The 23825-nt window shown below is 58.0% G+C and carries 26 protein-coding genes and 1 pseudogene; 16 read left to right on the forward strand and 11 right to left on the reverse strand.

What is annotated here, in order from left to right:
* Positions 1-8: 8 nt before the first annotated feature.
* The 8 genes from ACLQ8T_RS08340 (at position 9) to ACLQ8T_RS08375 (ending at position 9613) form a co-directional block, all read left to right on the forward strand.
* On the forward strand, positions 9-404 hold the full coding sequence (locus ACLQ8T_RS08340) for an FKBP-type peptidyl-prolyl cis-trans isomerase (protein WP_066138294.1): 396 nt from the start codon (positions 9-11) through the stop codon (positions 402-404).
* 93 nt (positions 405-497) lie between these two features.
* Positions 498-2504 (forward strand): helix-turn-helix transcriptional regulator, encoded by a 2007-nt coding sequence (locus ACLQ8T_RS08345; RefSeq protein ID WP_413454390.1) that lies wholly within the window; start codon positions 498-500, stop codon positions 2502-2504.
* A complete protein-coding gene (locus ACLQ8T_RS08350) occupies positions 2505-2864 on the forward strand; it encodes a hypothetical protein (protein ID WP_204722106.1) in 360 nt (119 codons plus the stop codon).
* A 31-nt stretch (positions 2865-2895) separates the two neighbouring features.
* Positions 2896-3111 carry a Sec-independent protein translocase subunit TatA gene (tatA, locus tag ACLQ8T_RS08355; RefSeq protein WP_022875116.1) on the forward strand — a complete coding sequence of 72 codons (216 nt, stop codon included), beginning with the start codon at positions 2896-2898 and terminating at the stop codon, positions 3109-3111.
* A 9-nt stretch (positions 3112-3120) separates the two neighbouring features.
* Complete coding sequence (gene tatC, locus ACLQ8T_RS08360) at positions 3121-3987, forward strand: twin-arginine translocase subunit TatC (RefSeq protein WP_413454391.1); 867 nt, start codon at positions 3121-3123, stop codon at positions 3985-3987.
* Positions 3988-4015: 28 nt separating this feature from the next.
* On the forward strand, positions 4016-6814 hold the full coding sequence (locus ACLQ8T_RS08365; RefSeq protein ID WP_413454392.1) for a DEAD/DEAH box helicase: 2799 nt from the start codon (positions 4016-4018) through the stop codon (positions 6812-6814).
* A 55-nt stretch (positions 6815-6869) separates the two neighbouring features.
* Complete coding sequence (locus tag ACLQ8T_RS08370) at positions 6870-8474, forward strand: amidohydrolase (RefSeq protein ID WP_413454393.1); 1605 nt, start codon at positions 6870-6872, stop codon at positions 8472-8474.
* Positions 8475-8884: 410 nt separating this feature from the next.
* Positions 8885-9613, forward strand: a complete 729-nt coding sequence (locus ACLQ8T_RS08375; protein WP_038991057.1) for a polyprenol monophosphomannose synthase — start codon at positions 8885-8887, stop codon at positions 9611-9613.
* A gap of 254 nt (positions 9614-9867) precedes the next feature.
* Here the strand turns inward: ACLQ8T_RS08375 and ACLQ8T_RS08380 are convergent, their stop codons facing one another.
* The 7 genes and pseudogenes from ACLQ8T_RS08380 to zapE form a co-directional block, all read right to left on the reverse strand.
* Positions 9868-10215 (reverse strand): RNA polymerase-binding protein RbpA, encoded by a 348-nt coding sequence (locus tag ACLQ8T_RS08380; RefSeq protein WP_038991059.1) that lies wholly within the window; start codon positions 10213-10215, stop codon positions 9868-9870.
* A gap of 184 nt (positions 10216-10399) precedes the next feature.
* Positions 10400-11338 carry an SPFH domain-containing protein gene (locus tag ACLQ8T_RS08385; RefSeq protein WP_204722114.1) on the reverse strand — a complete coding sequence of 313 codons (939 nt, stop codon included), beginning with the start codon at positions 11336-11338 and terminating at the stop codon, positions 10400-10402.
* Positions 11339-11391: 53 nt separating this feature from the next.
* Positions 11392-11868 (reverse strand): NfeD family protein, encoded by a 477-nt coding sequence (locus ACLQ8T_RS08390; RefSeq protein ID WP_038991063.1) that lies wholly within the window; start codon positions 11866-11868, stop codon positions 11392-11394.
* 104 nt (positions 11869-11972) lie between these two features.
* Positions 11973-12689: a methyltransferase domain-containing protein gene (locus ACLQ8T_RS08395; RefSeq protein ID WP_413456398.1), complete on the reverse strand. Its 717-nt coding sequence runs from the start codon at positions 12687-12689 to the stop codon at positions 11973-11975.
* Between the two features lie 45 nt (positions 12690-12734).
* Positions 12735-12824 (reverse strand): annotated as a pseudogene (locus ACLQ8T_RS08400) (hypothetical protein); the annotation flags it as partial.
* The gene (gene def, locus ACLQ8T_RS08405) at positions 12824-13465 is read right to left on the reverse strand and encodes a peptide deformylase (RefSeq protein ID WP_204722118.1); all 642 of its coding nucleotides are present in this window, start codon (positions 13463-13465) and stop codon (positions 12824-12826) included. The pseudogene ACLQ8T_RS08400 and the gene def, both read right to left, overlap by 1 nt.
* On the reverse strand, positions 13462-14586 hold the full coding sequence (gene zapE, locus ACLQ8T_RS08410; RefSeq protein WP_413454394.1) for a cell division protein ZapE: 1125 nt from the start codon (positions 14584-14586) through the stop codon (positions 13462-13464). Before zapE ends, def begins: the two co-directional genes overlap by 4 nt.
* Before the next feature lie 247 nt (positions 14587-14833).
* Between zapE and ACLQ8T_RS08415 the strand changes: the two genes are divergently transcribed.
* From ACLQ8T_RS08415 to ACLQ8T_RS08435, 5 genes are all read left to right on the forward strand, one after another.
* A complete protein-coding gene (locus tag ACLQ8T_RS08415) occupies positions 14834-15196 on the forward strand; it encodes an ArsR/SmtB family transcription factor (RefSeq protein WP_204722122.1) in 363 nt (120 codons plus the stop codon).
* Between the two features lie 305 nt (positions 15197-15501).
* Positions 15502-15555, forward strand: coding sequence for a chloramphenicol resistance leader peptide (locus ACLQ8T_RS08420; protein ID WP_011113070.1), 54 nt, complete (start codon positions 15502-15504; stop codon positions 15553-15555).
* A gap of 21 nt (positions 15556-15576) precedes the next feature.
* The gene (cmx, locus tag ACLQ8T_RS08425) at positions 15577-16752 is read left to right on the forward strand and encodes a chloramphenicol efflux MFS transporter Cmx (RefSeq protein WP_047217927.1); all 1176 of its coding nucleotides are present in this window, start codon (positions 15577-15579) and stop codon (positions 16750-16752) included.
* Positions 16752-17741 carry an IS481-like element IS5564 family transposase gene (locus tag ACLQ8T_RS08430; protein WP_011273866.1) on the forward strand — a complete coding sequence of 330 codons (990 nt, stop codon included), beginning with the start codon at positions 16752-16754 and terminating at the stop codon, positions 17739-17741. The genes cmx and ACLQ8T_RS08430 overlap by 1 nt, the downstream gene beginning before the upstream one ends.
* A gap of 70 nt (positions 17742-17811) precedes the next feature.
* Positions 17812-18306, forward strand: a complete 495-nt coding sequence (locus ACLQ8T_RS08435) for an SRPBCC domain-containing protein (protein ID WP_413454395.1) — start codon at positions 17812-17814, stop codon at positions 18304-18306.
* Positions 18307-18640: 334 nt separating this feature from the next.
* Here ACLQ8T_RS08435 and ACLQ8T_RS08440 read toward each other — a convergent pair whose 3' ends face one another.
* The gene (locus ACLQ8T_RS08440; RefSeq protein ID WP_413454396.1) at positions 18641-19621 is read right to left on the reverse strand and encodes an arsenic resistance protein; all 981 of its coding nucleotides are present in this window, start codon (positions 19619-19621) and stop codon (positions 18641-18643) included.
* 149 nt (positions 19622-19770) lie between these two features.
* Between ACLQ8T_RS08440 and ACLQ8T_RS08445 the strand changes: the two genes are divergently transcribed.
* Positions 19771-20145: a DUF3054 domain-containing protein gene (locus ACLQ8T_RS08445; RefSeq protein ID WP_413454397.1), complete on the forward strand. Its 375-nt coding sequence runs from the start codon at positions 19771-19773 to the stop codon at positions 20143-20145.
* On the opposite strand, the gene ACLQ8T_RS08450 is transcribed toward ACLQ8T_RS08445, so the two are convergent.
* Complete coding sequence (locus ACLQ8T_RS08450; RefSeq protein WP_413454398.1) at positions 20134-20676, reverse strand: hypothetical protein; 543 nt, start codon at positions 20674-20676, stop codon at positions 20134-20136. The two genes, ACLQ8T_RS08445 and ACLQ8T_RS08450, sit on opposite strands and share 12 nt — an antisense overlap.
* A complete protein-coding gene (locus tag ACLQ8T_RS08455; protein ID WP_239543321.1) occupies positions 20677-21300 on the reverse strand; it encodes a SatD family protein in 624 nt (207 codons plus the stop codon). It abuts the gene before it with no gap.
* Between the two features lie 137 nt (positions 21301-21437).
* Here ACLQ8T_RS08455 and ACLQ8T_RS08460 point away from each other — a divergent pair, with 137 nt between their 5' ends.
* Positions 21438-21719 carry an Lrp/AsnC family transcriptional regulator gene (locus ACLQ8T_RS08460; RefSeq protein ID WP_066138340.1) on the forward strand — a complete coding sequence of 94 codons (282 nt, stop codon included), beginning with the start codon at positions 21438-21440 and terminating at the stop codon, positions 21717-21719.
* An 84-nt stretch (positions 21720-21803) separates the two neighbouring features.
* On the opposite strand, the gene trpD is transcribed toward ACLQ8T_RS08460, so the two are convergent.
* A complete protein-coding gene (gene trpD, locus ACLQ8T_RS08465) occupies positions 21804-22769 on the reverse strand; it encodes an anthranilate phosphoribosyltransferase (RefSeq protein ID WP_413454399.1) in 966 nt (321 codons plus the stop codon).
* 389 nt (positions 22770-23158) lie between these two features.
* On the opposite strand from trpD, the gene ACLQ8T_RS08470 reads away from it, so the two are divergent.
* On the forward strand, positions 23159-23797 hold the full coding sequence (locus ACLQ8T_RS08470; RefSeq protein WP_254590165.1) for a heme-copper oxidase subunit III: 639 nt from the start codon (positions 23159-23161) through the stop codon (positions 23795-23797).
* The last annotated feature ends 28 nt before the right edge of the window (positions 23798-23825 follow it).

Here is a 23825-nt window from a genome sequence, read left to right on the forward strand (position 1 = left end):
CCGTGAGCATGTCGTTCGGAGAACGCAACTACGACCGCACTAAGCCGGAGATCGATTTCCCGGGCACCGACGCTCCTGAAGAACTGGTCATCACCGACCTGATCGAGGGAACCGGCGCGGAGGTCACCCCAGGCACCACCGTCCAGGCACACTACGTAGGCGTCGCCTGGTCAACCGGCGAGGAATTTGACTCCTCCTGGGGCCGCGGGCAGACCCTCGACTTCCCAGTGGGCGTCGGAATGGTCATCCAGGGCTGGGACCAGGGCCTGCTGGGCATGAAGGTCGGCGGCCGCCGCCGCCTGGACATCCCATCGCACCTGGCCTACGGCGAGCGTGGCGCCCCGGGTGCCATCGGTCCTAATGAAGCGCTGATCTTCGTTGTCGATTTGATGGGCACGAAGTAATTCCATGTGCTGGCAACGGCCCCGATTCACGAATCGGGGCCGTTGCTGTCTTAAAAGTCATCGTTGCAAGTGAAAATTGGTTACTGTAGGCACGTGAGCACAAAGCAAACTCCTGGACCCAGCAAGGCAGAACGCCTGACCAGCCTCATCTATGCGCTGGCTACCAAATCACGGAAGTTCAACGCCGAGCGCATTGGATCATACCTGGTGCCGGAAGGCAGCAAGGAAACCCGCGAGAAGGCACTGGATCGCCTCAAGGACGACATCCGAAATGACTTCGGGCTGCAGCTGGACAAGGAAGTGATCGACGATGTCACGTACTACAGCATCGATACGACCGATTGGTTCCTTCCGCCGGTGGAATTCAGCCCCGCGGAAGCCGGCCTCGTCGCCTTGGCCGCGAGCCTCTGGAAAGACACCAAGCTGCAGACGCTCGGGCTCAACGCAGCCGCCCGGGTCACCGGGCTTGAAGGCGATGCCGCTCCGGTCGCCCCGTTGGCCGGCTCACTGGTTCCGCGCCTGTCCATGGATGAACCGAACTTCCGGGAATGCGCCCTGGCCGTCTTCAACCGCAACACGTTGAAGTTCGCTTACACGTCCTCCAACGGGACGCGCAGCGACCGCATCGTCGATGTGTGGGGGATCGGCCAGCGCTACGGCAACTGGTACTTCACCGGCTACGACCATACGCGGGACGACACCCGCGTCTTCCGCCTTTCGCGGGTGCAGGGCAAGTTCGCCAACTTCCGGCATGGCGGTGCTGGGTCCAACGGGCAGTATCGTGCCCGGCCGGCAGATTTCGACATGACCCGGGTGCTGCAGGACTTCGACCTGCAGCATCCGGGGCTGATGGCAACGGTGCTGCTCCTGGGCGATGACGCCATTCCGCTGCGTGCCCAAGCAGTGAATGGACGCAGCGACCAGGATAAGCTGCAGATCGGCTATGCGGATCCGCATTCATTTGCCCGGCAGCTGGCCGCCTACGGTCCGGCAGCCAAAGTCCTGGCGCCAGCCGAACTCGTAACGCAGGTGCAGCAGATTCTGCGCGACGCACGCAACGCCCAGAGCAGCCAGGGCACCGAGGGCGACTTTGCAGACGTGAAGTTCCGTCCGCATCGCGCCACCGGCCGTGGCACCACCACGACCCAGGTCATGCGGAATATCGACATGATCCAATATGTGCACGCCCACGGTGTCGTGGAAATCGGGGAACTGGCCGAACGCTACGCCATGAGCGTTGCCAAGGTGCGCGAAGAATTGGCCATGATCATGATGTGCGGCGTGCCAAACGGCCAGCACGATGAGCTGATCAACGTCAACGACGGAGACGTCGAGTCCGATACCGTGACGATCTCCAATGCGGCACTGCTCGCCGAGCCGCAGAAGCTGGCACCGCTGGAGGCAGTGGCCGTGCTCGGCGGGCTAAATGCCCTGTCGAGCATTCCCGAGTTCGAGCACCAGCAGGTGCTCGATGCCGCGCTGGCCAAGGTCAACTCCGCCGTGGCCCGCTTTGACGGCTGGAGCGGGGCGCTGGGCTTCGCGCTCTCCAAGGCGCGGGAGAACGACATTCCGCAGCAGCTGGTCCAGGCAATACGGTCCCAGGACGTCGTGCGCATCGACTACTACTCGGCCAGTTCGCGCACGCACCAGCTTCGCGATGTGGAACCGATCCGGCTCATTGAAGATGGCGTAGTGCAGTATCTGCGCGCATGGTGCCGAAAACGGCACAGCGTATTAACTTTCAGGGTGGACCGGATGTTAAGCGTGGAAATTATCGGTGAACACTTCGAGCTGGAATCCCGGCATGAAGACCAGCAGGATGTCCAGATCCGCTACGAGTCCAGCGACGAGGATCTACAGGTCATTGTCCATGTTGACGCGGAAATCTTGCCGGTTATCGAAGCATTCCATCCGTCATCCTGGTCTACGGGAAGGATCGGGGCGGGATATTTGGCCAAGGTCCAGTTCTCGGATCACCAAGTAGCTGCGCCGCTGGTGGCTCGCCATAGCGGTAAACTGACTGTGGTCTCTCCTGACGCTACGCGCGAACATGTACTGGGTTGGTTGGACGAGGCTATCGCAATGTATGAGGATAAGTAGATGCTTCCTTGGTGGTTCTGGGTCCTTTTGTGGACTGTACTCGTTTTGGCAACAGTACTTGCAGCAGTGATGGCCGGCTTCCGTTTATTCAAACGAGGCATGGCGGTCGTTGAGGGGCTTGGCGACGCGGCTGATCACATCAGTGCCGGTTTAAGCCAAGAAGGCAGCGTCGTCGAATACGCTGCGAACCCGCGTCGCTACCCGCACGGAACCGATGCGACGCATGGGGATCCGGAGATGATCAAAGCGCTTCGCGATCAGGGGAGAGCCGAAAGAATCGAGGCGCGTCGAGTACGACGTGTCGCACGTCGCGCACAGCGCGGCCAGGCTCAGAACATGCGTGATCTGCGCCTGTTCTGACGTAGACTTAAGGAAAGAGAAGGGAATCCACATGGGTGGCTTACAGGGATGGCATCTGGTCATCATTATCGTGCTGGCGCTTCTGCTGTTCGGCGCTCCAAAGCTTCCAGGCTTGGCTCGCTCGATGGGTCAGTCGTTGCGCATTTTCAAGTCCGAGGTTCGCCAGATGAAGGACGACGATCCTAAATCGGAAACCGTTGATGGCACCGTCAATGAACCGAACCCCAACGAAAAGAACAACTCGTAGACCTCTTCAGTGGCAACAAATAAAGACAAGAACCCGCGCGGCAAGAAGAAGCGGGTCAAGAACGACGAAGGTCGGATGGCTCTTAAAGAGCATCTGATTGAAGCACGCAACCGGTTATTCAAGTCGCTCATTGCGCTGACCTTGGGTACGGTTGCTGGCTTCTTCGTTTACGACTGGCTGCTTGCCTTGCTCATTGCACCTGTGAAAGATGCAGGCGGCTCGGTAGTATTCACCGCAGTGATGTCGCCCTTCGACATCATGATCAAGGTAGCGCTCTTCGTTGGCCTCATCGTTTCCTCCCCGGTATGGCTCTACCAGTTGTGGGCATTTATCGTCCCGGGGCTGAAGAAGAACGAGCGCCGGTTGAGCTACAGTTTCGTCGCCGCTGCGGTGCCGCTGTTCCTTGGCGGCGTAGCGATGGCGTACTTCGTTCTGCCTTTCGCACTGGAATTCTTCATCAGCCTGTCGCCGGAAAACTCCGATAACCTGCTGAACATTTCAGAGTACCTCCCCTTCATCTTCCGTCTGCTGCTGGCATTCGGCCTGGCCATGCTGGTGCCCGTGCTGATGGTCGGCCTGAACATGGTGGGCATCCTGCCAGCCAAGCTCATCTTGAAGCACTGGCGCATCACCGTCTTCCTTATTGCGCTGGTGGCCGCCATGGCTGCACCGGGTGGCGATGCGATCACGATGTTCGCGTTGGCCGGGCCATTGTTCATCACCTTCGCGGTGGCTACCTTGATCTGCCACTTCAATGACAAGAAGCGCGCGAAGAAGCTGGCGGCGCAGGAAGCCGAGAATGAGCGCCTGGCCAGTGGCGAGACTTCTGGCATTAATACCCCAAGCCCGATTGACGAACCGAAATCCCAGCTCTGAACCAGGGCGAGAAAGTGAACGACCACAAGTGACTTCACCCGCGGAACGCTACGCGATTTCCAAGGCACGGCAGGTCGAAAACGGCACTGCACTTCCGGAATTCCGAGCCAGCATCTCCTTCGACCTTGATCCGTTCCAGGCCGAAGCCTGCCAGAAGGTCGCAGAAGGGCACAGCGTCTTGGTCGCCGCACCCACCGGCGCGGGCAAGACCGTAGTTGGCGAGTACGCCATCTACCAGGCGCTGGGTGAGAACCGCAAGGCTTTCTATACCACACCGATCAAGGCGTTGAGCAACCAGAAGTATTCGGAACTGGTCAACCGCTATGGTGCCCAGAAGGTCGGATTGCTGACCGGCGACACGTCGATCAACTCCGAGGCGCAGATCGTCGTGATGACTACCGAAGTGCTGCGCAACATGCTCTATGCGGATTCCCAGACCCTCGACGGCTTGGGTTACGTGATCATGGACGAGGTCCACTACCTTGCGGATAAATTCCGCGGCGCCGTCTGGGAAGAAGTCATCATCCATCTGCCGTCCAACGTGCAGATCATTTCGCTCTCGGCTACTGTATCCAACGCCGAGGAATTCGGCGGCTGGCTGGATACCGTCCGTGGCCAGACCGACATCATCGTTTCCGAGCATCGTCCGGTGCCGCTTTTCCAGCATGTCATGGTCGGCCCCAATGTGGTGGACTTGTTTGCCGAGGATGTGGCCTTCGACAAGGTCGCCGAAGACGATTCAAAAGCCTCGGTCAACCCCGAACTGCGCAAGCTCGTCCGCTCGCACAGTCCTGGAGGACGCGTGCAGCGCGGCCGCGGAAACGGCGGCCGAGGCCGTGGCGGCCGCGCACCCCAGCGTGGATCCGGGATGGGGCATCGTATCAGTCGCCCTGCGGTGATCGGCAAGCTCGACCGTGCCGCTTTGCTGCCAGCGATTTTTTTCATTTTTTCGCGCAAGGGCTGCGATATGGCGGTCCAGCAGTGCGCCATGGCGGATCTGCGCCTGACGACCAATGAAGAAGCGGCCGAGATTGCCCAGGCTCTGGATGAAGTTGCTTACCGGATCCCCAACGAAGATCTGGACGTTCTCGAATTCTGGTCTTGGCGCGATGGGCTGGTTCGCGGCTTTGCCTCGCACCACGCAGGCCTGCTGCCGATCTTCAAGGAAATCGTCGAGGACCTCTTTGCGCGGAACCTGATCAAGGTGGTGTTCGCGACAGAAACCCTCGCGCTGGGCGTGAACATGCCGGCTCGTTCGGTTGTGCTGGAGAAGCTGGTGAAATTCAACGGCGAATCCCATGTGCAGATTTCTTCGGGGGAGTACACACAGCTCACCGGGCGTGCGGGGCGCCGTGGCATTGACGTTGAGGGCCATTCAATTGTCCTCTGGAACCCTGATCTGGAGCCGGAGGCCTTGGCAGGCCTCGCTTCGAAGCGCACCTATCCGCTGAATTCTTCGTTCCGCCCGACCTACAACATGTCAACCAATTTGCTGGCGCAGTTTGGCCGTGAGCAGACCCGGCAAATTCTCGAGTCGTCCTTTGCCCAGTACCAGGCGGACCGTTCCGTGGTGGGGATGGCCCGCCAGGTTCGTTCCAAGGAGGAATCCCTAGCTGGCTACGCGAAGTCGATGGAATGCCATCTCGGTGATTTCACGGAGTACCTGAAACTGCAGCGGAATCTGGCGCAGGTCGAGAAGAATGCTGCCAAGGACCGCCGCCACCAGCGCCGTTCGGCAGCAGAGCAGTCCTTGCAAGCAGTGATCCGCGGAGATGTGGTTGACCTGCCCGGCGGACGCCGCTTTGGCCGTGCCGTGGTTGTCGAGCTTGATAAGGCAATGTACAACCCACGCCATACGGTCCTGACCGAAGAAGCGCAGCTTCGCCGGCTCTCAGTAGAAGACCTCAACGGGCCAGTCCAGATCATCTCGAGGATCAAGATTCCCAAGGGTTTCAGCGGGCGTACGCCTAAGGAGCGCCGGGACCTCGCCTCGTCCCTGCGCAACTCGATCTACGAGTCGCGTCCTCCGCGCCAGGATGCCCAGAGCTTCGATTTCGAAGGATCGGATTCTTTCGAACGTGAAATCAACGCGCTGCGCCTTGAGCTCAAGGACCATCCTTGCCACGCCTGCTCGGAGAAGGACCAGCACATGCGCTGGGCCGACAGGTACTGGAAGCTGAAGAAGGATACGGACAAGGCCCGTCGCGCCATCCGCGGACGGACCAACACCATTGCCACGCAGTTCGACAAGGTCTGCAAGGTGCTGGAGCAGTTCGAATACCTTGTTCCATCCGACGGCGGCGAAGATTTCGTGCTGACCGACTCGGGCCGCCGGTTGCGCCGGATTTATGGCGACCGCGACCTGCTCACCAGCCAGATCCTGGAGACCGGCAAGTTGACCCAGCTCAAGTCCGAAGAACTTTGCGCAGTGGTGGCCAGCCTGGTCTACCAGGCGCGCCGGGACATGGATCGTGCCGATCCGAAAATGCCCACGGGCAAGATCGATGACATCTGGAACACCACCATCAAGATCTGGGGCGAACTCTCGGATGCTGAAGAGGCGTTGAACCTCGACCCGACCGCTCCGCCGGAATCCGGCTTGATCTGGCCGATATACAAGTGGGCGCGGGGCTCGAGCCTGAACAGCGCGTTGCGCGGTACCGATCTGGCACCGGGCGACTTCGTGCGCTGGGCCAAGCAGGTCATCGATACCCTGGACCAGTTCGCCAAGAATTCCGATCTTCCGCCCTTGCTGGTGCGCAACGCCTACAAGGCAGTGGACCAGATCAAGCGCGGCGTCGTGGCCTACTCGAATGTGCTGGACTAGCCGGGTCGTCCAGTCGAATACTTATTAGCCAGTGCAGGAGAAAAGGGAGACGCTGATGGCAAAATCACTCTACCGAAACGGGTCCATCTATTCGGCGGCCGATCCATTCGCGACCGCCATGGTGGTGGACGGCGACACCATTTCTTGGTTGGGCGGCGAGGACGCGGCCGAGCGCCACGTGGCGGCCGCCGACGAAGTGATCGACCTGAAGGGCGGCCTGGTTACCCCTGCCTTCGTCGAATCCCATACCCACCTTGCCGCCCTGGGCCGGACCCTGTCGGGCGCCGATCTGGGGGCAGCCGCCTCGGGTTCGTCGTTGCTTTCCCTCGTCGCCGAGCAGGCTCAGAAGTCGACCAAGCTGGTACTGGCCCAGGGCTGGGACAACTCCGCTTGGGCCAACCAGGAACTGCCTGCGGAAACGGATCTGACCAGTGCCGCTGAAGGCCGTGGCTACTATCTGGCCCGCCGGGATGTGCATAGCGCATTGGTGAATCGGGAACTGCTGGATTTGCTGGATCTGGGGCACCTGGTCTCCGGCATCGTTGCGGGTGCGGATCACGACACGGTGCGTGAAGCGCTGGCCGTAGCGCACAAAGCGGAACAGGAATACCAGCGCCTGGCACTGGAGCACTATGCCTCGCGTGGATTCGCCAGCGTTGTGGAGATGGCGGCCCCGCATATCGAAGGCCGCGAGGCACTGGAACAGCTGCTGTCCATCGACAACGCTGAGCTGCCGCAAGTGCATGCCTACTGGGGTGAACTGGTCAGCGATCCGGATATCGCCCAGGAACTGGTCGCGTCGTTCCCGCAAGGCAAGCTGCTGGGTTTGGGAGGCGACCTTCGCGTGGATGGTTCGTTGGGCAGCCACACGGCATACCTGCGCGAGGAGTATAGCGATCTGGCAGGTGAACGTGGCTGCCTGTACCTGAAGCGCGAGGAGATCGCGGCCCATCTGGTTGCGTGCAGTTCCCGGGGAATCCAGGCAGCATTCCATGTGATCGGCGATGGCGCCCTGGACGAGGTCTTGGCAGGTTTCGATCTGGCCGCCGAGCAGATTGGCGTAGCCAAACTGCAGATGTGCCGCCACCGTCTGGAACACGTCGAGATGGTTGATGACGCTTCGCGGGCCCGTTTGCTGAAGTACGCCATCATGGTTTCCATGCAGCCGGTCTTCGACCAGGCGTGGGGCGGTTCGAACGGCATGTACGCGCAGCGCCTGGGGGAGCGCGCAAGCTCAATGAACAACCTCTCGGCCATGCTCTCCGCCGGTGTCCCACTGGTGCTTGGTTCTGATGCCCCGGTCACCGAGGTCGACGGCTGGCAGGTTGTGCGCGCCGGCATGAACATGGCGAATGCCGAAGCGCGAATCTCTGCACGTGCGGCCTTCCTGGCGCAGACCCGATCCACCTATCGAGCCATGGGCGAGATGAACCCATTTGCCGGGCAGCTCGTGATCGGTGCACCGGCGACCTTTGCGGTGTGGACTGCCTCTGAACTTGCTGTGCAAACCCCGGATGTCCGAATTAGTTCTTGGAGCACTGACGCCCGTGCCGGGACTCCGATGCTCCCGGTGGTTGATGAGGAGATTCCACAGTGCCTGCGTACAGTACGCGCTGGAGTCACGCTTTTCAATGCGCTCGAACCAGCGGAATTAGCCTAAAGCGAAACAGTTGCTCAGTAATTGGAATAATTTCACGAATTTTATCCTGACTAGTGGTGTCTAGATAAAGAGTGAAGTCATTTGATGGTTGACAGGCTAGGTGGGGTACGCACTAGGCTGGACTAAGCGCCTCTTCGAGATGCACATTCATTGCGTTGGAAACGACGTAATTTATACAACGATCCTCAGTGACCTTAGATAACATTCTCTGTGCCTTTCGACGTAGAGAATAGGGCCGAAGTCACTGAGGATCGTTCGTTAACACGGTGTCCGAAGATCGCTGGCTTGCAATTGATGACTATAATTTTAGTTTGGATTAACTCTTGTTGGCCTAGATTCCTGCTGAAGTCATGGGCCGAAGCCGAGCAGGCAACAAGCTTTGTGTCGAATACCAAGAAAGGTGCCGCCGCGTGCGCGTCATTACAATCATTCCGACTTACAACGAACTGGAGTCGCTTCCGCTGACTGTAGGACGCTTGCGTACCGCAGTTCCTGACTCGGATGTATTGATCGTCGATGATAACTCGCCCGACGGCACAGGAGAACTGGCAGACAAGATGGCTGCTGAGGACTCGAATATCCATGTGTTGCACCGTACCGGCAAGGATGGCCTAGGCGCCGCATACATCGCAGGTTTCGAGTGGGCCCTGGCACGCGACTACGACGTGCTGGTTGAGATGGACGCTGACGGCTCGCATATGCCAGAGCAGCTTCCACGCCTTCTGGAGGCAAGCGCTGCAGGTGCGGATCTTGTGATCGGTTCGCGCTGGGTCAAAGGCGGCGAAGTAGTTAACTGGCCGTTGCTGCGCAAGATCATTTCCCGCGGCGGCAGCTTCTACTCGCGTACCATGCTGGGCTTGCCGCTGCGTGACATCACCGCAGGCTACCGTGCCTTCAAGCGAGAAACCTTGGAAGCCATCGACTTCGATGCAGTTGAGTCGCGGGGCTACGGCTTCCAGGTCGATATGACCTTCCGCGTGGCCATGCTGCGCAAGAAGATCGTTGAAGTTCCGGTCACGTTCGTAGAGCGCGAACTGGGCGCTTCGAAGATGAGTGGCAACATCGTATTCGAAGCAATGTGGAATGTCACCCGCTGGGGCTTGGGCGCCCGGTGGAAGAAGCTGACTTCCAAAAAGTAAATACTTGGCAAAGGGAACTGGCGTGCAACGAAGAATCGTTGCACGCCAGTTCCCTTTAACCCAGAAGCATCGGAAAGCTTCAAGCATCCGCCTTACAGCGACCGCAAATTACGCATCACCATCGGCGTTTGTGCTCAAGCCATTCGGTACAAGTTCGAGGGCTCGGTTTGACAGCGATAATGCTGTCAAACCGAGCCCTCGACTAAAACCCTTGCGGAGATGCCAAAACGGCATCCAACCGGCAGTGGGGGAGATTAGACGGCTTCTCCACGCGCAGCACGCAGCTGCTGGAGGCGGTCAGCCAGAGTCTTTTCCAGTTCTTCCTCGGAGCGGCGCTCCAGAAGCATGTCCCAGTGGGTACGGACAGGCTTCTCATTGCCTGGTTCTTCGGCCTTGGCTTCGCCATGGACGAGCTTGGCTTCCTTACCGGTCTTGGTGTGCCAGGTCGCTGGAATTTCAGCTTCTGCAGCAAAGACGACGAAGACGGTCTCGCCCTCTTCGGTACGGTATTCCACGCGCTGACGGGCAGCCGGCTCCACACCTGCCTCAGATTCCATGCTCTGTGCACCCAGGCGCATGCCTCGTAGGCTGCGATCGCTCATGTTTTCCCTCCGCGATGTTTGAAGAATTCGCTACACGTACCAACGTTTGGCATTCGGAAATCATTCCCTCCGACTAGAGATGAAGATAATTCCTGGTGCCAAAACATCCATTATACGCGTCTGCGGCGAGGTGCATCGTATGCACCTCGCCGCAGACGGCTATTAGGTTCTCAACCGGTTGTCGCTAGAGGTTGCTGTCGGGAGCTGATGGCGATTCCGGAGCCGCAGGTTTGCTGCTTGAACCGTTGCCGCCCAGTGCTCCGCCGATGCCCTTGAGCGCTTCGGTCAGTTCACTCGGAATGACCCACAGGGTGTTCGAAGTGCCTTCGGCAAGCTTCGGGAGGGTCTGCAGGTACTGGTAGGCCAGCAACTCGTGATCCGGGCGTCCTGCGTGAATTGCGTCGAAGACCTTCTGGATAGCTTGGGACTCGCCATCCGCGCGCAGGATGGATGCCTGTGCGTCACCTTCGGCTTTGAGAATCGCTGCCTGGCGCTCACCTTCGGCGGTGAGGATATCGGACTGCTTGGTGCCCTCAGCGGTCAAGATGGCCGCACGGCGGTCACGCTCGGCACGCATCTGCTTCTCCATCGAGTCCTGGATCGACAGCGGTGGATCAATGGCCTTCAGCTCGACACGGGAAACACGGATGCCCCATTTGCCGGTGGCCTCGTCGAGCACGCCGCGCAGCTGGCCATTGATCTGGTCGCGGCTGGTCAAGGCCTCTTCCAGATTCAGGCCACCTACGACGTTACGAAGCGTCGTGGTGGTCAGCTGTTCGACAGCTTGGATGTAGTTGGCGATTTCATAGGTGGCCGCGCGTGGCTCGGTGATCTGGAAGTAGACCACGGTGTCAATCGAAACGACCAGGTTGTCTTCGGTGATGACTGGCTGTGGCGGGAAGGAAACAACCTGTTCACGGAGGTCCAGCAGGGGCAGCAAGCGATCCACAAAGGGGATCAAGATCGTCAGGCCGGGGTTTAGGGTTCGGTTGTACTTGCCGAGCCGCTCAACGATGCCAGCACGTGCCTGTGGCACGATACGCACGCTGCGCAGCAGGACGACAATCACGAAGATTGCCAGAACGACAAGCACAATAGTCAAGCCAAAACCATCTGAATTCATGGTCGTACCCTCTTTCTTTGTGCAGTAGTGATGAATTTGGGGCGTCAGGATATTTAGCCGTTTGCGGGGTCCGGGGACTTCGCGGTCAGGTACGCAGTTGCCCCGTCGATACGGGAAACCACGGCATACGTACCGGGATTCATGGTTGGAACGCTCGAATCAGCGCGGGCAGTCCAAATCTCTCCATGGATCTTGGCCGAACCCGACATGCGCGAGGTCGGTTCAAGAATTAGTGCATCCGCACCAATGAGCCGCTCGATGTTCGTGCGGAATCCCTCGGGTGATTTCCGTAGATGCTTGACCGCGATTGGTCGAACCAAGAAGATCATCAACAATGAAATAACGCAGAATACGAGAACCTGCAGCCATATGGGTCCACTGAGCAGTGCGACCGCTACGCCACCTAGGGCCCCGACGCCGAGCATGATGAAGTAGAGATCAAGAGATAGCATCTCGATGATCGCCAGCAGCAAGAACAGTGCCAGCCAGATCACCCAAGCGTTGCTGATGATCCATTCGGCGGTTGTCATGGCATTCACCTAAATTCTGTTAGGACCCTGACCAGCCGTAACTGGTCTTTCCTCCATTCTGCCGTAGATGTCGGGTAAAGAGTGTAGTCATTTTGGGGTATTTTCTAGCCCTGCGTGACGAATGCGTGTACTCCGAAGGAGGCGGTTACCGCCTGGTCACCCAGTTCGAAAGCTTGCTGATGCAGCAATTCGGGGGAGAGGTGGTGACCGGATGGACCCATGAATGCAAGTTGAAAGAGATCATCCGTATTCAAATTCATTCGATAGGACAGCTTCGTGGATTCGAGATGGCGGAATCCTTCGGCATCAAATTTTTCAATCAGGGCTGCTTGCTTGCCTGGGGCGACGGAGAGCATGCCCAGCGGCTCGATGACTTCGTTCAGATGCTCTGGTTCACCGGTCACGACAATGCATATCCCACCGGGACGGAGCACGCGCTGGAACTCGGCGGGGTTATGCGGAGCGAAGCAGTTGAGCACCACATCACGTGATCGATCAGCCGTGGGCAATTTTCGCCAGACATCCCAGACCACGGCGAGCGTGCTGGGAACTTTCGCGGCTCGACGCATTGCAAAGCGCGAGATGTCCAAGGCCAACGCATCACGTTCGTCAGCAGGGGAGTGTTCCAGGATTCTTGCTAGGTAGTAGCCAGTACCTGCGCCCGCATCCAGCACGTCGAGAGAACTTCCGTGGTGATGACTATTGATCAGCTGGGACAGCGCGAGCGCCAGAGGCTCGTAATGCCCCTTGGCTTGGAACGCATCACGGGCCTGAACCATGCCCGAGGTGTCTTCGAGGAAATTGGTTCCCTTGCCAGTCAAGAAATTGAAGTAGCCCTGTTTTGCGGCATCGAAGCGATGCCCTGCATCGCAGCTCAGGGTTCTGCCCGGGGTTCCTGTGTAGCCTAGGGGTTGCTCGCATACCGGACAGGTAACGCTGGCAGCGCCGGAGGACATTAGAATTTCAGTACCTTTTGTGCAGTTGCGACGTCCGTGCTTTCATGGCGCCACAGTTCGGACTCGTTGATCAAGGAGCGGGTTACGGCCTTGTCGATGTAGACGGTGCCCGACAGGTGATCGGTTTCGTGCTGGAAAATGCGGGCCTGCCAGCCGGAGAAGTTGCGCGTGATTTTCTGGCCGTCGCGGTCTTGGTAATTTGCGGTGATATCGGCGGGGCGGGTGACTACGCCTTGGAACCCCTCGAAGGACAGGCAGCCTTCATAGAACACTGCTTCACGATCCGTGGCGGCAGCATAAGCAGGGTTGAAGATCTCGAAGTAATCCAGCGGTTCACGCTCTCGTTGCGCAGCAATTTCCTCTGGAACTGGATAGAGATCTTCGAGTACCGCGATCTGCAGGGGGATACCCACCTGAGGCGCTGCGAGGCCTACGCCAGGAGCATCGTACATGGTCTGGCGCATCGCATCGAGCAGTTCTTCGAGCAATTCCTGTGGCAGCTGGTGGTCGTAGGCTTCGGCCTGCTGGCGGAGAACTGGATGACCTAGCTGGACGATTGGCAAAACGAGATCATCGTTTGCCGTGTCCAGGACTTCTCGAACCAAAATCTCGATGTCCTGGGCGGTGTATGGGGTGTTCATCGGGAAACGCAAGTCCTTTCGTACTCGTTGAGCTGCAGTTGGGCCAGGCGCGAAGTGAGTCGAGCCCTTTCGGTGTCATGCAGCATATGGCCAAGATCGCCGAGATTGTCCGCGGCGTACAGGTGCACTTCCACGTTCTTGTCATAGAAGATATCGATGAGATTCGCTAGTCGACGTTCCTCATCCATCGGCAAGGTGGAGCTCGCTGGGATGGAAGTTATATGCCAGCATGGATACCGTCTTGCCAGCTCCAGATAGTCGGCAGTATTGCGGCGGGTTCGGCAAATTTGATCGAAGCTGATCCAGATTTCATCCGCCCTCAAGTGCACAGGACCGATTTCGTCGTAGCCGATCTCGACCATCGTATCGTGAACTGGCATTTCGTTTGGCGTCTCGAAAAGATTCAGTGAGCCTTTCCGATACCCGTCAGGAGCGAGCCCTGGATCGGAAACGAGCTGACGATAATCAACTGAATGATCCAGGGAAAAAACAATGAAGTCCCGTTGAATCCGGTCAATGGTCGGCTGTACCAAGTGATGGAACGCGTCATCATCCAGAAGGTTCTCCGGACCGTAGTTCGACGTGGTGAACAGCTGGATTCCATGCTCCGTGCAATGCCGGAGGAGTTTTGCCATGAACATCGCATCTCCGGGTTCGGTGCAATGGAACTCATCGAAAACCAGTACCTCGAGGCCAGACAGTTCGCGCTCAAGACCTTGCGCGAAGACCGCCCCCAGTGGCTGGCCAGGGACGCGGTTGACCGGCGAATTCAAACGCTGGAAGAACTCGTGGAAATGGAAGCGCGCCGTGGTGGCGTTTGGCAAGACGGAGACCAAGGTGTTCATGATGAGTGTCTTGCCGCGGCCTGGAGGCCCGTAAATATAGACACCGGGTTGTTTTGCGGGCGACTGCGCGCGCAGAGTGCGTTCAAGAAGGTCGATCAGTTCACTCTGGACCGTATCAGCTTCGATATTTTGCAGCTTGAGCGATTCACGGATCCGACGAGCGTACTTATTCCTGTGGGGAATGCCCAGCAGCGGTTTAGCCATATCTAAATTTTGCCACCGGGCACTGATACGACCAATCTTCTGTGATGCAATCGCCACCTTTGGAGACGGCACGAAAGCTTTGTGCTAGAAAATTGTGGTCAAAACTACTAGTCACCGGTTATGTAGTGTATAACTAAATGAATGATTTAAGCAGGGGAGTGCTCACAGTTTTGACCATGAACCCGCTCAAGACATGTGAATTTTTTGCGTATCTATCGCTTTATCGCATTACGTGGCCATAATGGACACACCCATAGGGCTGGACCGCAATGGTTGGATCAGGCCAGGGCGGGCGAATGGCGGAGAGGGAGTGCGTGAGATGACCAGCGAATTCATTGTCCCAACGACTGAAGACGGGATCGTCTCCAGTGATCTCTTGGACATGTCGGTAACCGTGCTCAAGACCTTGTCTGATCCGGCAAGACTTCAGATGCTCTGGGCGTTGTCCATGGAGGACCTATCTCTGTCTGATCTGGCCCAGTTGATTGGCGTCAGCCCAACGGTCGCCAGCCAGTTGCTGTCCAGGTTGCGGGCCGCGGGTGTGCTTCAAACTAGGAAATCCGGACGTCACGTAATTTACTCGATGCACGACGAGCGATCGCGGGAGTTCATCCGGCAGACCTTGGACTTCGCGAAGCATCGGCTTGATCTGCAGGATGTGCGCCTAGAGGAAGACCAATAAGCAACTGTAGAAATACGTGTCCAATGGAACGAGTGCAGCCACTTCCAGCCGCATTTCCGGTAAGCCGATAATCTACATTATGTAAAGTAGTGGAAATCTAGGTGTGATGTCCAGGGACGTTGTTCTGGCCCCCGCCCGTAATGACACCGTGCCGATTCAAGAAGTATCTGTCCAGACCGCTCGCCATTGAAGGCATGTTAGAGTTTGGGGCATGTCGAGTCCCGAATCAGACAGGTCAGGGGTTGTCGGTCACACCGCCAGCCCCTTGAACCACTAGTTACGACGCCCACGATCTGTGTGGGCGTATGTCTGGCGTACCCGGGGCGCTGGCCGTGGTGACAAGAAGAACCATTTCTTGATCTCACACCTCGGAGTACTCGATGCCTTTTGCCCTCTACATGCTTGCCCTGGCGGTCTTCGTCATGGGCACTTCAGAATTCATGCTCGCGGGATTGCTCCCCGCGATCGCGACCGAACTTGACGTCTCGGTCGGCACTGCGGGCCTGCTGACCTCCGCATTCGCAGTCGGTATGGTCGTCGGCGCGCCAGTGATGGCGGCATTCGCTCGCCGTTGGCCACCGCGGCTCACATTGATCGTTTGCCTTCTCGTGTTCGCGGGAAGCCACGTCATCGGAGCGATGACACCAGTGTTCTCTCTCCTGCTCATCACCCGGGTGCTCAGCGCTCTCGCAAACGCAGGATTCCTCGCCGTAGCACTGAGCACGGCCACTACCCTCGTGCCAGCGAACCAGAAGGGGCGTGCACTGTCGATCCTGCTCTCCGGCACGACGATCGCAACCGTCGTGGGCGTCCCCGCCGGGGCACTGCTCGGCACAGCGCTGGGCTGGCGAACGACGTTCTGGGCGATCGCCATCCTCTGTATTCCCGCGGCCGTTGGAGTCATTCGTGGCGTCACGAACAATGTTGGTCGGAGCGAGACTAGCGCGACCTCACCAAGGCTCCGTGTCGAGCTCAGCCAGTTGGCGACGCCGCGGCTCATCCTGGCCATGGTACTCGGAGCGCTGATCAACGGAGGGACCTTTGCGGCATTCACCTTCCTGGCACCCATCGTGACCGAGACCGCGGGCTTGGCCGAAGCGTGGGTGTCCGTCGCGCTGGTGATGTTCGGCATCGGATCGTTCCTTGGCGTCACGATCGCAGGACGACTATCAGATCAACGACCTGGCCTCGTGCTCGCAGTCGGCGGACCGCTATTGCTGACAGGCTGGATCGTGTTGGCAGTGGTCGCATCTCATCCCGTCGCGCTTATCGTCCTCGTCCTCGTTCAGGGATTCCTGTCGTTCGGCGTCGGCAGTACTCTGATCACGCGTGTGCTGTATGCAGCATCGGGTGCGCCAACGATGGGCGGTTCGTACGCAACCGCAGCATTGAATATCGGAGCTGCAGCGGGGCCCGTGCTTGGTGCGCTCGGGCTCGCGACCGGGCTGGGGCTGCTCGCGCCGGTTTGGGTCGCTTCGGTGCTGACAGCGATCGCTCTCGTCATCATGCTTCTCACCAGACGCGCGCTTACGAAGACCGCGGCGGAGGCCAATTGATGACCCATCCGAACGCTCTTCTCACTCCTCGTGCCCGTCTCCGGTTAGCCCGGCTGATTGTCGAAGACGGCTATCCGGCCACGATCGCCGCAAAGATGTTCATGGTCTCCCCGATCACTGCCCGGAAATGGGCAGGCCGCTACCGGGAAGAGGGTGAGTTTGGGATGCAGGATCGCTCCAGCAAGCCGCACCGGATCCCAGGCAGGACGCCCGAGCATGTCAAGAAGAAGATCATCAACCTGCGCTGGCGGCTTCGACTGGGGCCAGCCCAGATCGCTGCGCGACTTGGTCTCTCGACGTCGACTGTTCACGCGGTCCTCGTCCGTTGCCGCGTGAACCGCCTCTCGCATATCGATCGTGTCACTGGCGAGCCATTGCGGCGATATGAGCATCCTCATCCGGGATCGTTGATTCATGTCGATGTCACGAAGTTCGGCAACATCCCCGACGGCGGTGGACATCGTTACGTAGGTCGGCAGCAAGGCGCACGGAACAAGCTCGCGACTCCGGGATTACCACGAGGAAAAGATCACAAGCCGCGCACCGGGACGGCGTTCGTTCACACAGTCATCGACGACCACTCCCGCGTCGCATACGCAGAAATCTGGTCGGATGAGCAGGCGAGCACAGCGGTGGGAGTTCTCGAACGCGCCGTGGCCTGGTTCGCCGAACGAGGCGTGACCGTCGAGCGAGTCCTATCCGACAACGGGTCGGCATACAGATCCCACGCATGGAGGGACTTCTGCGCTCGGCTCGGCATCCGACACAAGCGGACACGCCCCTACCGGCCGCAGACGAACGGGAAGATCGAGCGATTCCACCGCACGCTCGGGGACGGCTGGGCCTATGCCAGGTTTTACGGTTCAGAGGCCGAACGACGCCTGGCGCTGCCCGGCTGGCTCCACTTCTACAACCACCACCGACACCACTCTGCGATTGGCGGCGTACCCTTCGACCGACTCAACAACGTCCCTGGACATCACATCTAGGCCTCCCCGATTCGGGTTTCAGTGCGCTATTCCCTTTTGTGACGTCAAAGTATCGACGTAGTGTCTTCATATGCCACTCATCCGAAAGTTCGCGGACGATTCGTCGGGTTCGCTAGTTCTTCGATGGAGTTTCAACGTATCGGCTGACCGACACTGGAAGGTGCTGACTGGCTGCCAGACCTTGCCACTCTGGCTGGGTACCCACCGCGCTGGCAACCTTGCCGTGGGTTCGACTGTGAAAATCGAACATGCGGAAGGCTATATCTGCGAAAGCCTGATTGAGCGGATTGATCCAGCGACGGCCCTTGAGATGTCCTGGAAGTTTCCAGAAGAATCGGAATCGAAAGTTAGTTGGATTCTGCGGTCCGTCCCGATCGGAGCTGAACTCGTGCTCACCCACTCAAATATCAGCGTTGACGTCGCAACTTACTTGGCTGGGTGGGAAACGCATCTAACCTATCTGGAGTCCGTCTTGCTGGGAGCGCCGCGGTCGATGGATCAATTTGGGGATCTTTATCGGGAGATATACGAGAGTGTGGGCGATTCGCCTGCACCTCTCCCCTAATCTTTTTGCCGACAGGTGGTTCCGATTTCTCTAGACTTTGCGGACGGTTTGCATCACCGTGCACAAACACCACCTGGGACGAAGCTGATGCTCACCTCGCCTTCGCCGTGCAGGGCCGCGATTGGTGGTCTGCTGGTTTTACTCCTGGCCATCTCGGCGCTTTCTTCCTGGAGGGATAGGCGACGAGGCCAGTGCTCATCGGATCGATTAAACGATCGATTAATATTGTGTCTGGTGGCGCAATTGCCGCTCTGGTCGTGCAGAATGGGCATCCCCCATCCGCTCATTTCATTGACCCCAACGACGGTGCATCATCATATTCGAGATGTATTGCTTATAGTTTGGATTGCAATGTGGTGCTTTGTTTCGGCGTGAAGCGAACCATCACCAACATGCCAAGCAGCTCTACCAAGGTCTGGCTCACGACTACGGCAGAGGCTAATTCCAGCTCCGCCGGCAGGGCCAGGGCCAGTGGAAGCACTACCAGTGAATTTCGGGTGACGCCGCTGAATGTCGCGGCCCACAGTGAGGCCATGGGTAGCTGGAAGAGTTTTCCTGCAGAGTATCCAAGGATGTTCATCAGGCCGATAAAAAGGACAAAAACAAGGATGGCCAGCGCCAATTGGGCAAAGCTGGACTGCACCGTGTAGATCTGCGAACCGACCACGCAAAACAGCGTTCCCATCATCAAGGGAACCATGAGGTAGTCGGCCCAATCGCCGATGCACTCCATCCGTGCAAAGCGCGTTGACAGTGCCTGGGTGAGTGCTGCTGTGAGCAAGGGAAGCGCAATGAGCCACAGCAACGCCATCAGGAAAGGCACTGGAACGATCATGCTGATTGCAGAAGGGCCAGCAAACAAGTAGAGGTATGCCGGCACAAGCACCATCTGTAAAATCAGCAAAAGGGGTGTGGCGGCCAGCAGCCTTTGGCTGTCTCCCCCAGCTAAGCCGGTAAACACGATGACGTAGTCGATGCAGGGTGCCAGCAGGACCAGTAGAACCCCGAAGAGCAGAGGCTGTTCCCCCGCCACGAGACGCGATAAGCCGAAGGCCACGATCGGCACTACGACAAAGTTGATGGTGCACAGTGCACCAATGAACCGGATGTCCCGGAAGGCCTGGGGCAAGCGTGTTAGCGGCATGCTCAGGAAAGTAGCGTAGAGCAGCAGACCCAGGATTGGATTGACCGTGAATTCAAGCGCCTTGCTGGCTGAAGGCAAAACCAGGCCGAAGACGCATCCGGCCGCGATCGCGGTGAGATAGAGAGCGATCTGGTGAGCTTGCATCCATGCATTGCCAGGCCACGTCTTCATGGGACTAATGCTAGAGCAGACCTTGCATCAGGAAGGAATGCCAGGGCATTTGTGGCGAGCCTTCATCAGGCACGCGTGTGGCTGAACCGAGATCGCTCGAAACAGCACCAGATTATTCATGGTCCGCAGGGTAAACCTATGATGAGTACATGAAGGAATCTATTCGTATGTGGCCATTGTGGATGGCTGTCGACGTTGTTCTGATTGTTCTCTTCGCCCTGCTCGGGAGGCGTGAACATGAACATGCCTTGAGCTTTAGTGGCATCTTGATGACAGCCCTGCCGTTCTTGATCGCCTATGTGGTGATGACCTTGCTGTCCAGGCCATGGTTCACGATCAATAAGCTCGTCCCTGCAGGCGTACTGGTCTGGGTAGGGACCGTAGCAGCTGGGCTAGCGCTGCGCATCGCTTTTGGTTCCACCGCAGCTGTCCCATTCATTATCGTTGCTTCGCTGGTCCTGGGCCTGTTCTTGATGGGGCGTAGGCTGTTAACTTCGTTGGTGGCCAAGCGCTTAGATAATTAGCAGTCCAAGCCCGTAGGAACCTGCGGCAACAAGGCCGCTGGCGAAAGTCCCCAGGATGAACTGTTCAGCGGCGCGATGATCTTTCAGTTCCGAGAACCGCCCGAGACCCTTAACCGCCAGAACGACCGCAATGCCTTCTGGCCAACCAGCCCAGAGGCTTCCGACAATTGCTGTCCGTTCCAGAAGTCCGATCCAAAGTCCGCCACGAAGCGGTGAAGGGTCACACTCTTCCTTTTGGAGCTCGACGTCATTCTTGGCAGCAAGCCGGAAAGTCAGCTCCGTAAAAGGGCCGCCGAAACTAATGGCAAAGATGGAACTCAGGACGATAGCGTAAACCGGTGGAATCCCTTGCGTCTGCATCGATGTTTGGGAGACTGCAGCCAGCAGTGCCGAAAGCAGTGCGAACAAGCCAGAACCAACTACGAGCCAGTCACGAACGCGAGCTCGTTTGCCCATGGCATGACCGAAGTAAGCGGATATGCAAGAGACGAATGCCGCTAGGCAAAGACTCCCCCACGCGATCCAAAGCATTTACTGCTCCTTTAACATCTTGAGCTGACGGGTTAGCGATTTCGCAGCTTCATCCATCATCCGATTCGCTTCAAACCATAGTGCGGCCGACAGCCGAGAAGAGACGGCTTGCTGAGTGATTCCAAGTGCCTTGGCAATCTGTTGCTGGGTCATGCCCTCGTCAGCCAATGTGCCGGCTTCCCAAGCTGTGGCCCTTCGCTTGGAAACGATACAGGCAGTTAACTGGAGCTCAGCTTCCAGACGGGTGGCTTCATGCGATGGCCCGTGAACAGCGATATGTGCGTTGGTGTTCTTAGCGCGTTCCACGGCAACACGGGCATACTCAAAGGCCGGTCCTCGGCCAGCCCGGGTCTCTTCCGGCAACGGCGTTTCGACCTGTCCGAAACCAAGGCCAACGCTCCAGTCCCCTGACGCCGCCATCATCACTGCCAAGCGAATTGCTTCATTGGCATCATCCAAGACAGCCTGAACCTCATCGCCGGCGGTTCGCTGGAACGGGCGGACCACAGGGACGGTAGCATTAGCTTGCTTGACTAGTGCTTCCACCTTGTCTTCGGTGGATCGGGAACGTCGCTGGTCAATAGTCAAGACAATCATGGAACAATCATAAAACTTTGTATTCATATCTACAAATTAAAATTCTTGTACTTTGCTAAGTCTGGTGATGCAGCCATGCCTGCCATTCTCGGCTTTTCGACTACAGTTGATTCCAAATCAACCGCCTCTTGCCAGGCGGCAAGTTAGAACCGAAAGGCATAGTGATGGTCACCGCATTCGTCATGATCCAGACTGCAACTGACAGTATCCCCGAGTGCGCACAGCAGATCTCGGCAATCTCGGGCATCAGTGAAGTCTACTCCGTCGCAGGCGACTGGGACTTGATTGCCATTGCACGGGTCAACAAGCACGAGGATCTCGCCGAAGTCATCGCTAATAAGCTTTCCAAGATTCCAGGCATCCGCGGCACCCAGACCCACATCGCTTTCCGCGCTTATTCCGAGCATGACCTCGAAGCAGCTTTTTCCCTCGGTCTAGACGACTAAGCGGTATCGAAAACAAAGCCGGTCTTTGGTTCACTGATTGTAAACTCGTGAACCAAAGACCGGCTTTGTCGCTGCCTGCAGGAGCTACTCCCCTACGATCGCCTGGGTCGTTGACGACCAAGCGTCCAGGGCGGACTTCGCCGCACCGGAATCGATCGAATGTGCTGCCTTTTCAATGGCGGCCCGCATGCGATCTTCGAAACTGCCCTCAGCAGTATCGCTGTACGCAACCATTCCTGCGGCCGCGTTGAGGAGAACCGCGTCCCGAACAGGGCCGGTCGCTCCCGAGATGACATCGAGTACAACCCCTGCGTTGTGTTGCGCATCCCCACCGCGGAGATCATCGAGCGTCGCCCGGGCGAGTCCAACATCTTGGGCGTCGAACATGAAGTCGGTGACTTGGCCATTGCGCACTTCCCAGACTCGGTTGGCAGCAGTGGTCGTTAGTTCATCCAGTCCGTCGTCTCCGCGGAAGACTAGGCCGCGCACGCCACGGCTTGCAAGCACGCCAGCCATGATTGGTGCCATGACCAGGTCGGAGCATCCGATGGCGGATGCGGTTGGCAAGGCGGGATTGGTCAACGGGCCCATGAAGTTGAAGGCGGTAGGTATCCGCAATTGACGTCGTGCTCCGGCAACGTGGCGCATTGAGGGGTGAAAGACATTGGCGAAGCAGAACGCTATCCCAACCTTGTCGTACACCTCTACAAGGCGCTCGATTGGTACCTCAAGTCGGACCCCTAGTGCTTCGAGCACGTCGGCCGATCCTGAGGATGAAGAGGACGCGCGGTTGCCGTGCTTAACTATGCTCACGCCGGCACCAGCGCAGACCAACGTGGACATCGTGGAGATATTGACCGTGTTCTGGCGATCGCCGCCCGTGCCGACAATGTCCAAGGTTTGTGCGTCAATGGTCAATGGGCGGGCGTTGGCCACCATGGAGTCCACTAGGCCGGTCAATTCGGCCACGGTTTCGCCTTTGGAGCGCAGTGCAACCAGGAAGCCGGCGATCTGCACGTCGCTCGCCTCGCCGGACATTATCTCATTCATGGCCCAAGCGGCCTGTTCGCGGCTGAGATCGCCACCGTCGATCAGGGTGGCCAATAGATCTGGCCACGTCGGGAACTTTTCGTTTACAAGGCTCGTTGACACATGAGAAAGCCTATCGAGACACTGGCCGCGCCACCCAATTCATGTCGCTAAATGATGTGGCTCAAGTCGCTAAAATCGCCTATTTTCCAAGGATAAATACGCAACACTTTCGTTGCATAAGTGATTGTTTCGTGAGACGCGCCGAATGAAGCTCTACGAATTGTAGAAAGAGTTTTCTCTGTACTTCCGCATGTTTCCGCGGATGTTGCCGTGGTGTGGCGCAACAAACCTCCGTGAACCCGCTTTTGCATTGGTATCTGAGGGCCATTTAGAGACATAATGTCAGTGTGACAACTGCGACTCATGCCCCAAATACGACGGCGCCACATGCGCCGAACCGCCCAAACATGGTGTCGGTGGGAACGATGGTGTGGCTCTCCAGCGAGCTCATGTTCTTCGCCGCCCTCTTCGCCATGTACTTCAGCCTCCGGGCTGCCGCGCCCGAACTATGGGCGACTGAAACTGCCAAGCTCAACGTGCCGTTCGCGCTGGCTAACACCATCATCCTGGTGTCCAGCTCGTTCTCCTGCCAGCTAGGCGTGTTCCGTGCCGAAGAATTCAAGCCTCGCCGCTCTGGCGGGCTGTTCAACTTCAAGGAATGGGGAATGATTGAATGGTTCATTCTCACCTTCATCCTTGGTGCGATCTTCGTTTCGGTCCAGGCCTACGAATACGCTGTCCTCGTTAGCGAGGGCGTGGCCATCAACTCGAACTCCTACGCTTCGGTCTTCTACATTACGACCGGCTTCCACGGCATCCACGTCGCTGGTGGTCTGATCGCATTCTTGCTGATCATTGGTCGTGCGATGCTGGCTAAGAAGTTTGGTCACTTCGAAGCAACCGGCTCCATCGTGGTGTCCTACTACTGGCACTTCGTTGACGTTGTTTGGATCGCCCTGTTCGCGATCATCTACTTCTTGAAGTAGCAGCTTAAATTCATTAGTTGCCTCAACA

Origin of the sequence: Glutamicibacter sp. FR1 (genome assembly GCF_047300825.1) — a bacterium.
Classification (GTDB): Bacteria; Actinomycetota; Actinomycetes; order Actinomycetales; family Micrococcaceae; genus Glutamicibacter; species Glutamicibacter nicotianae.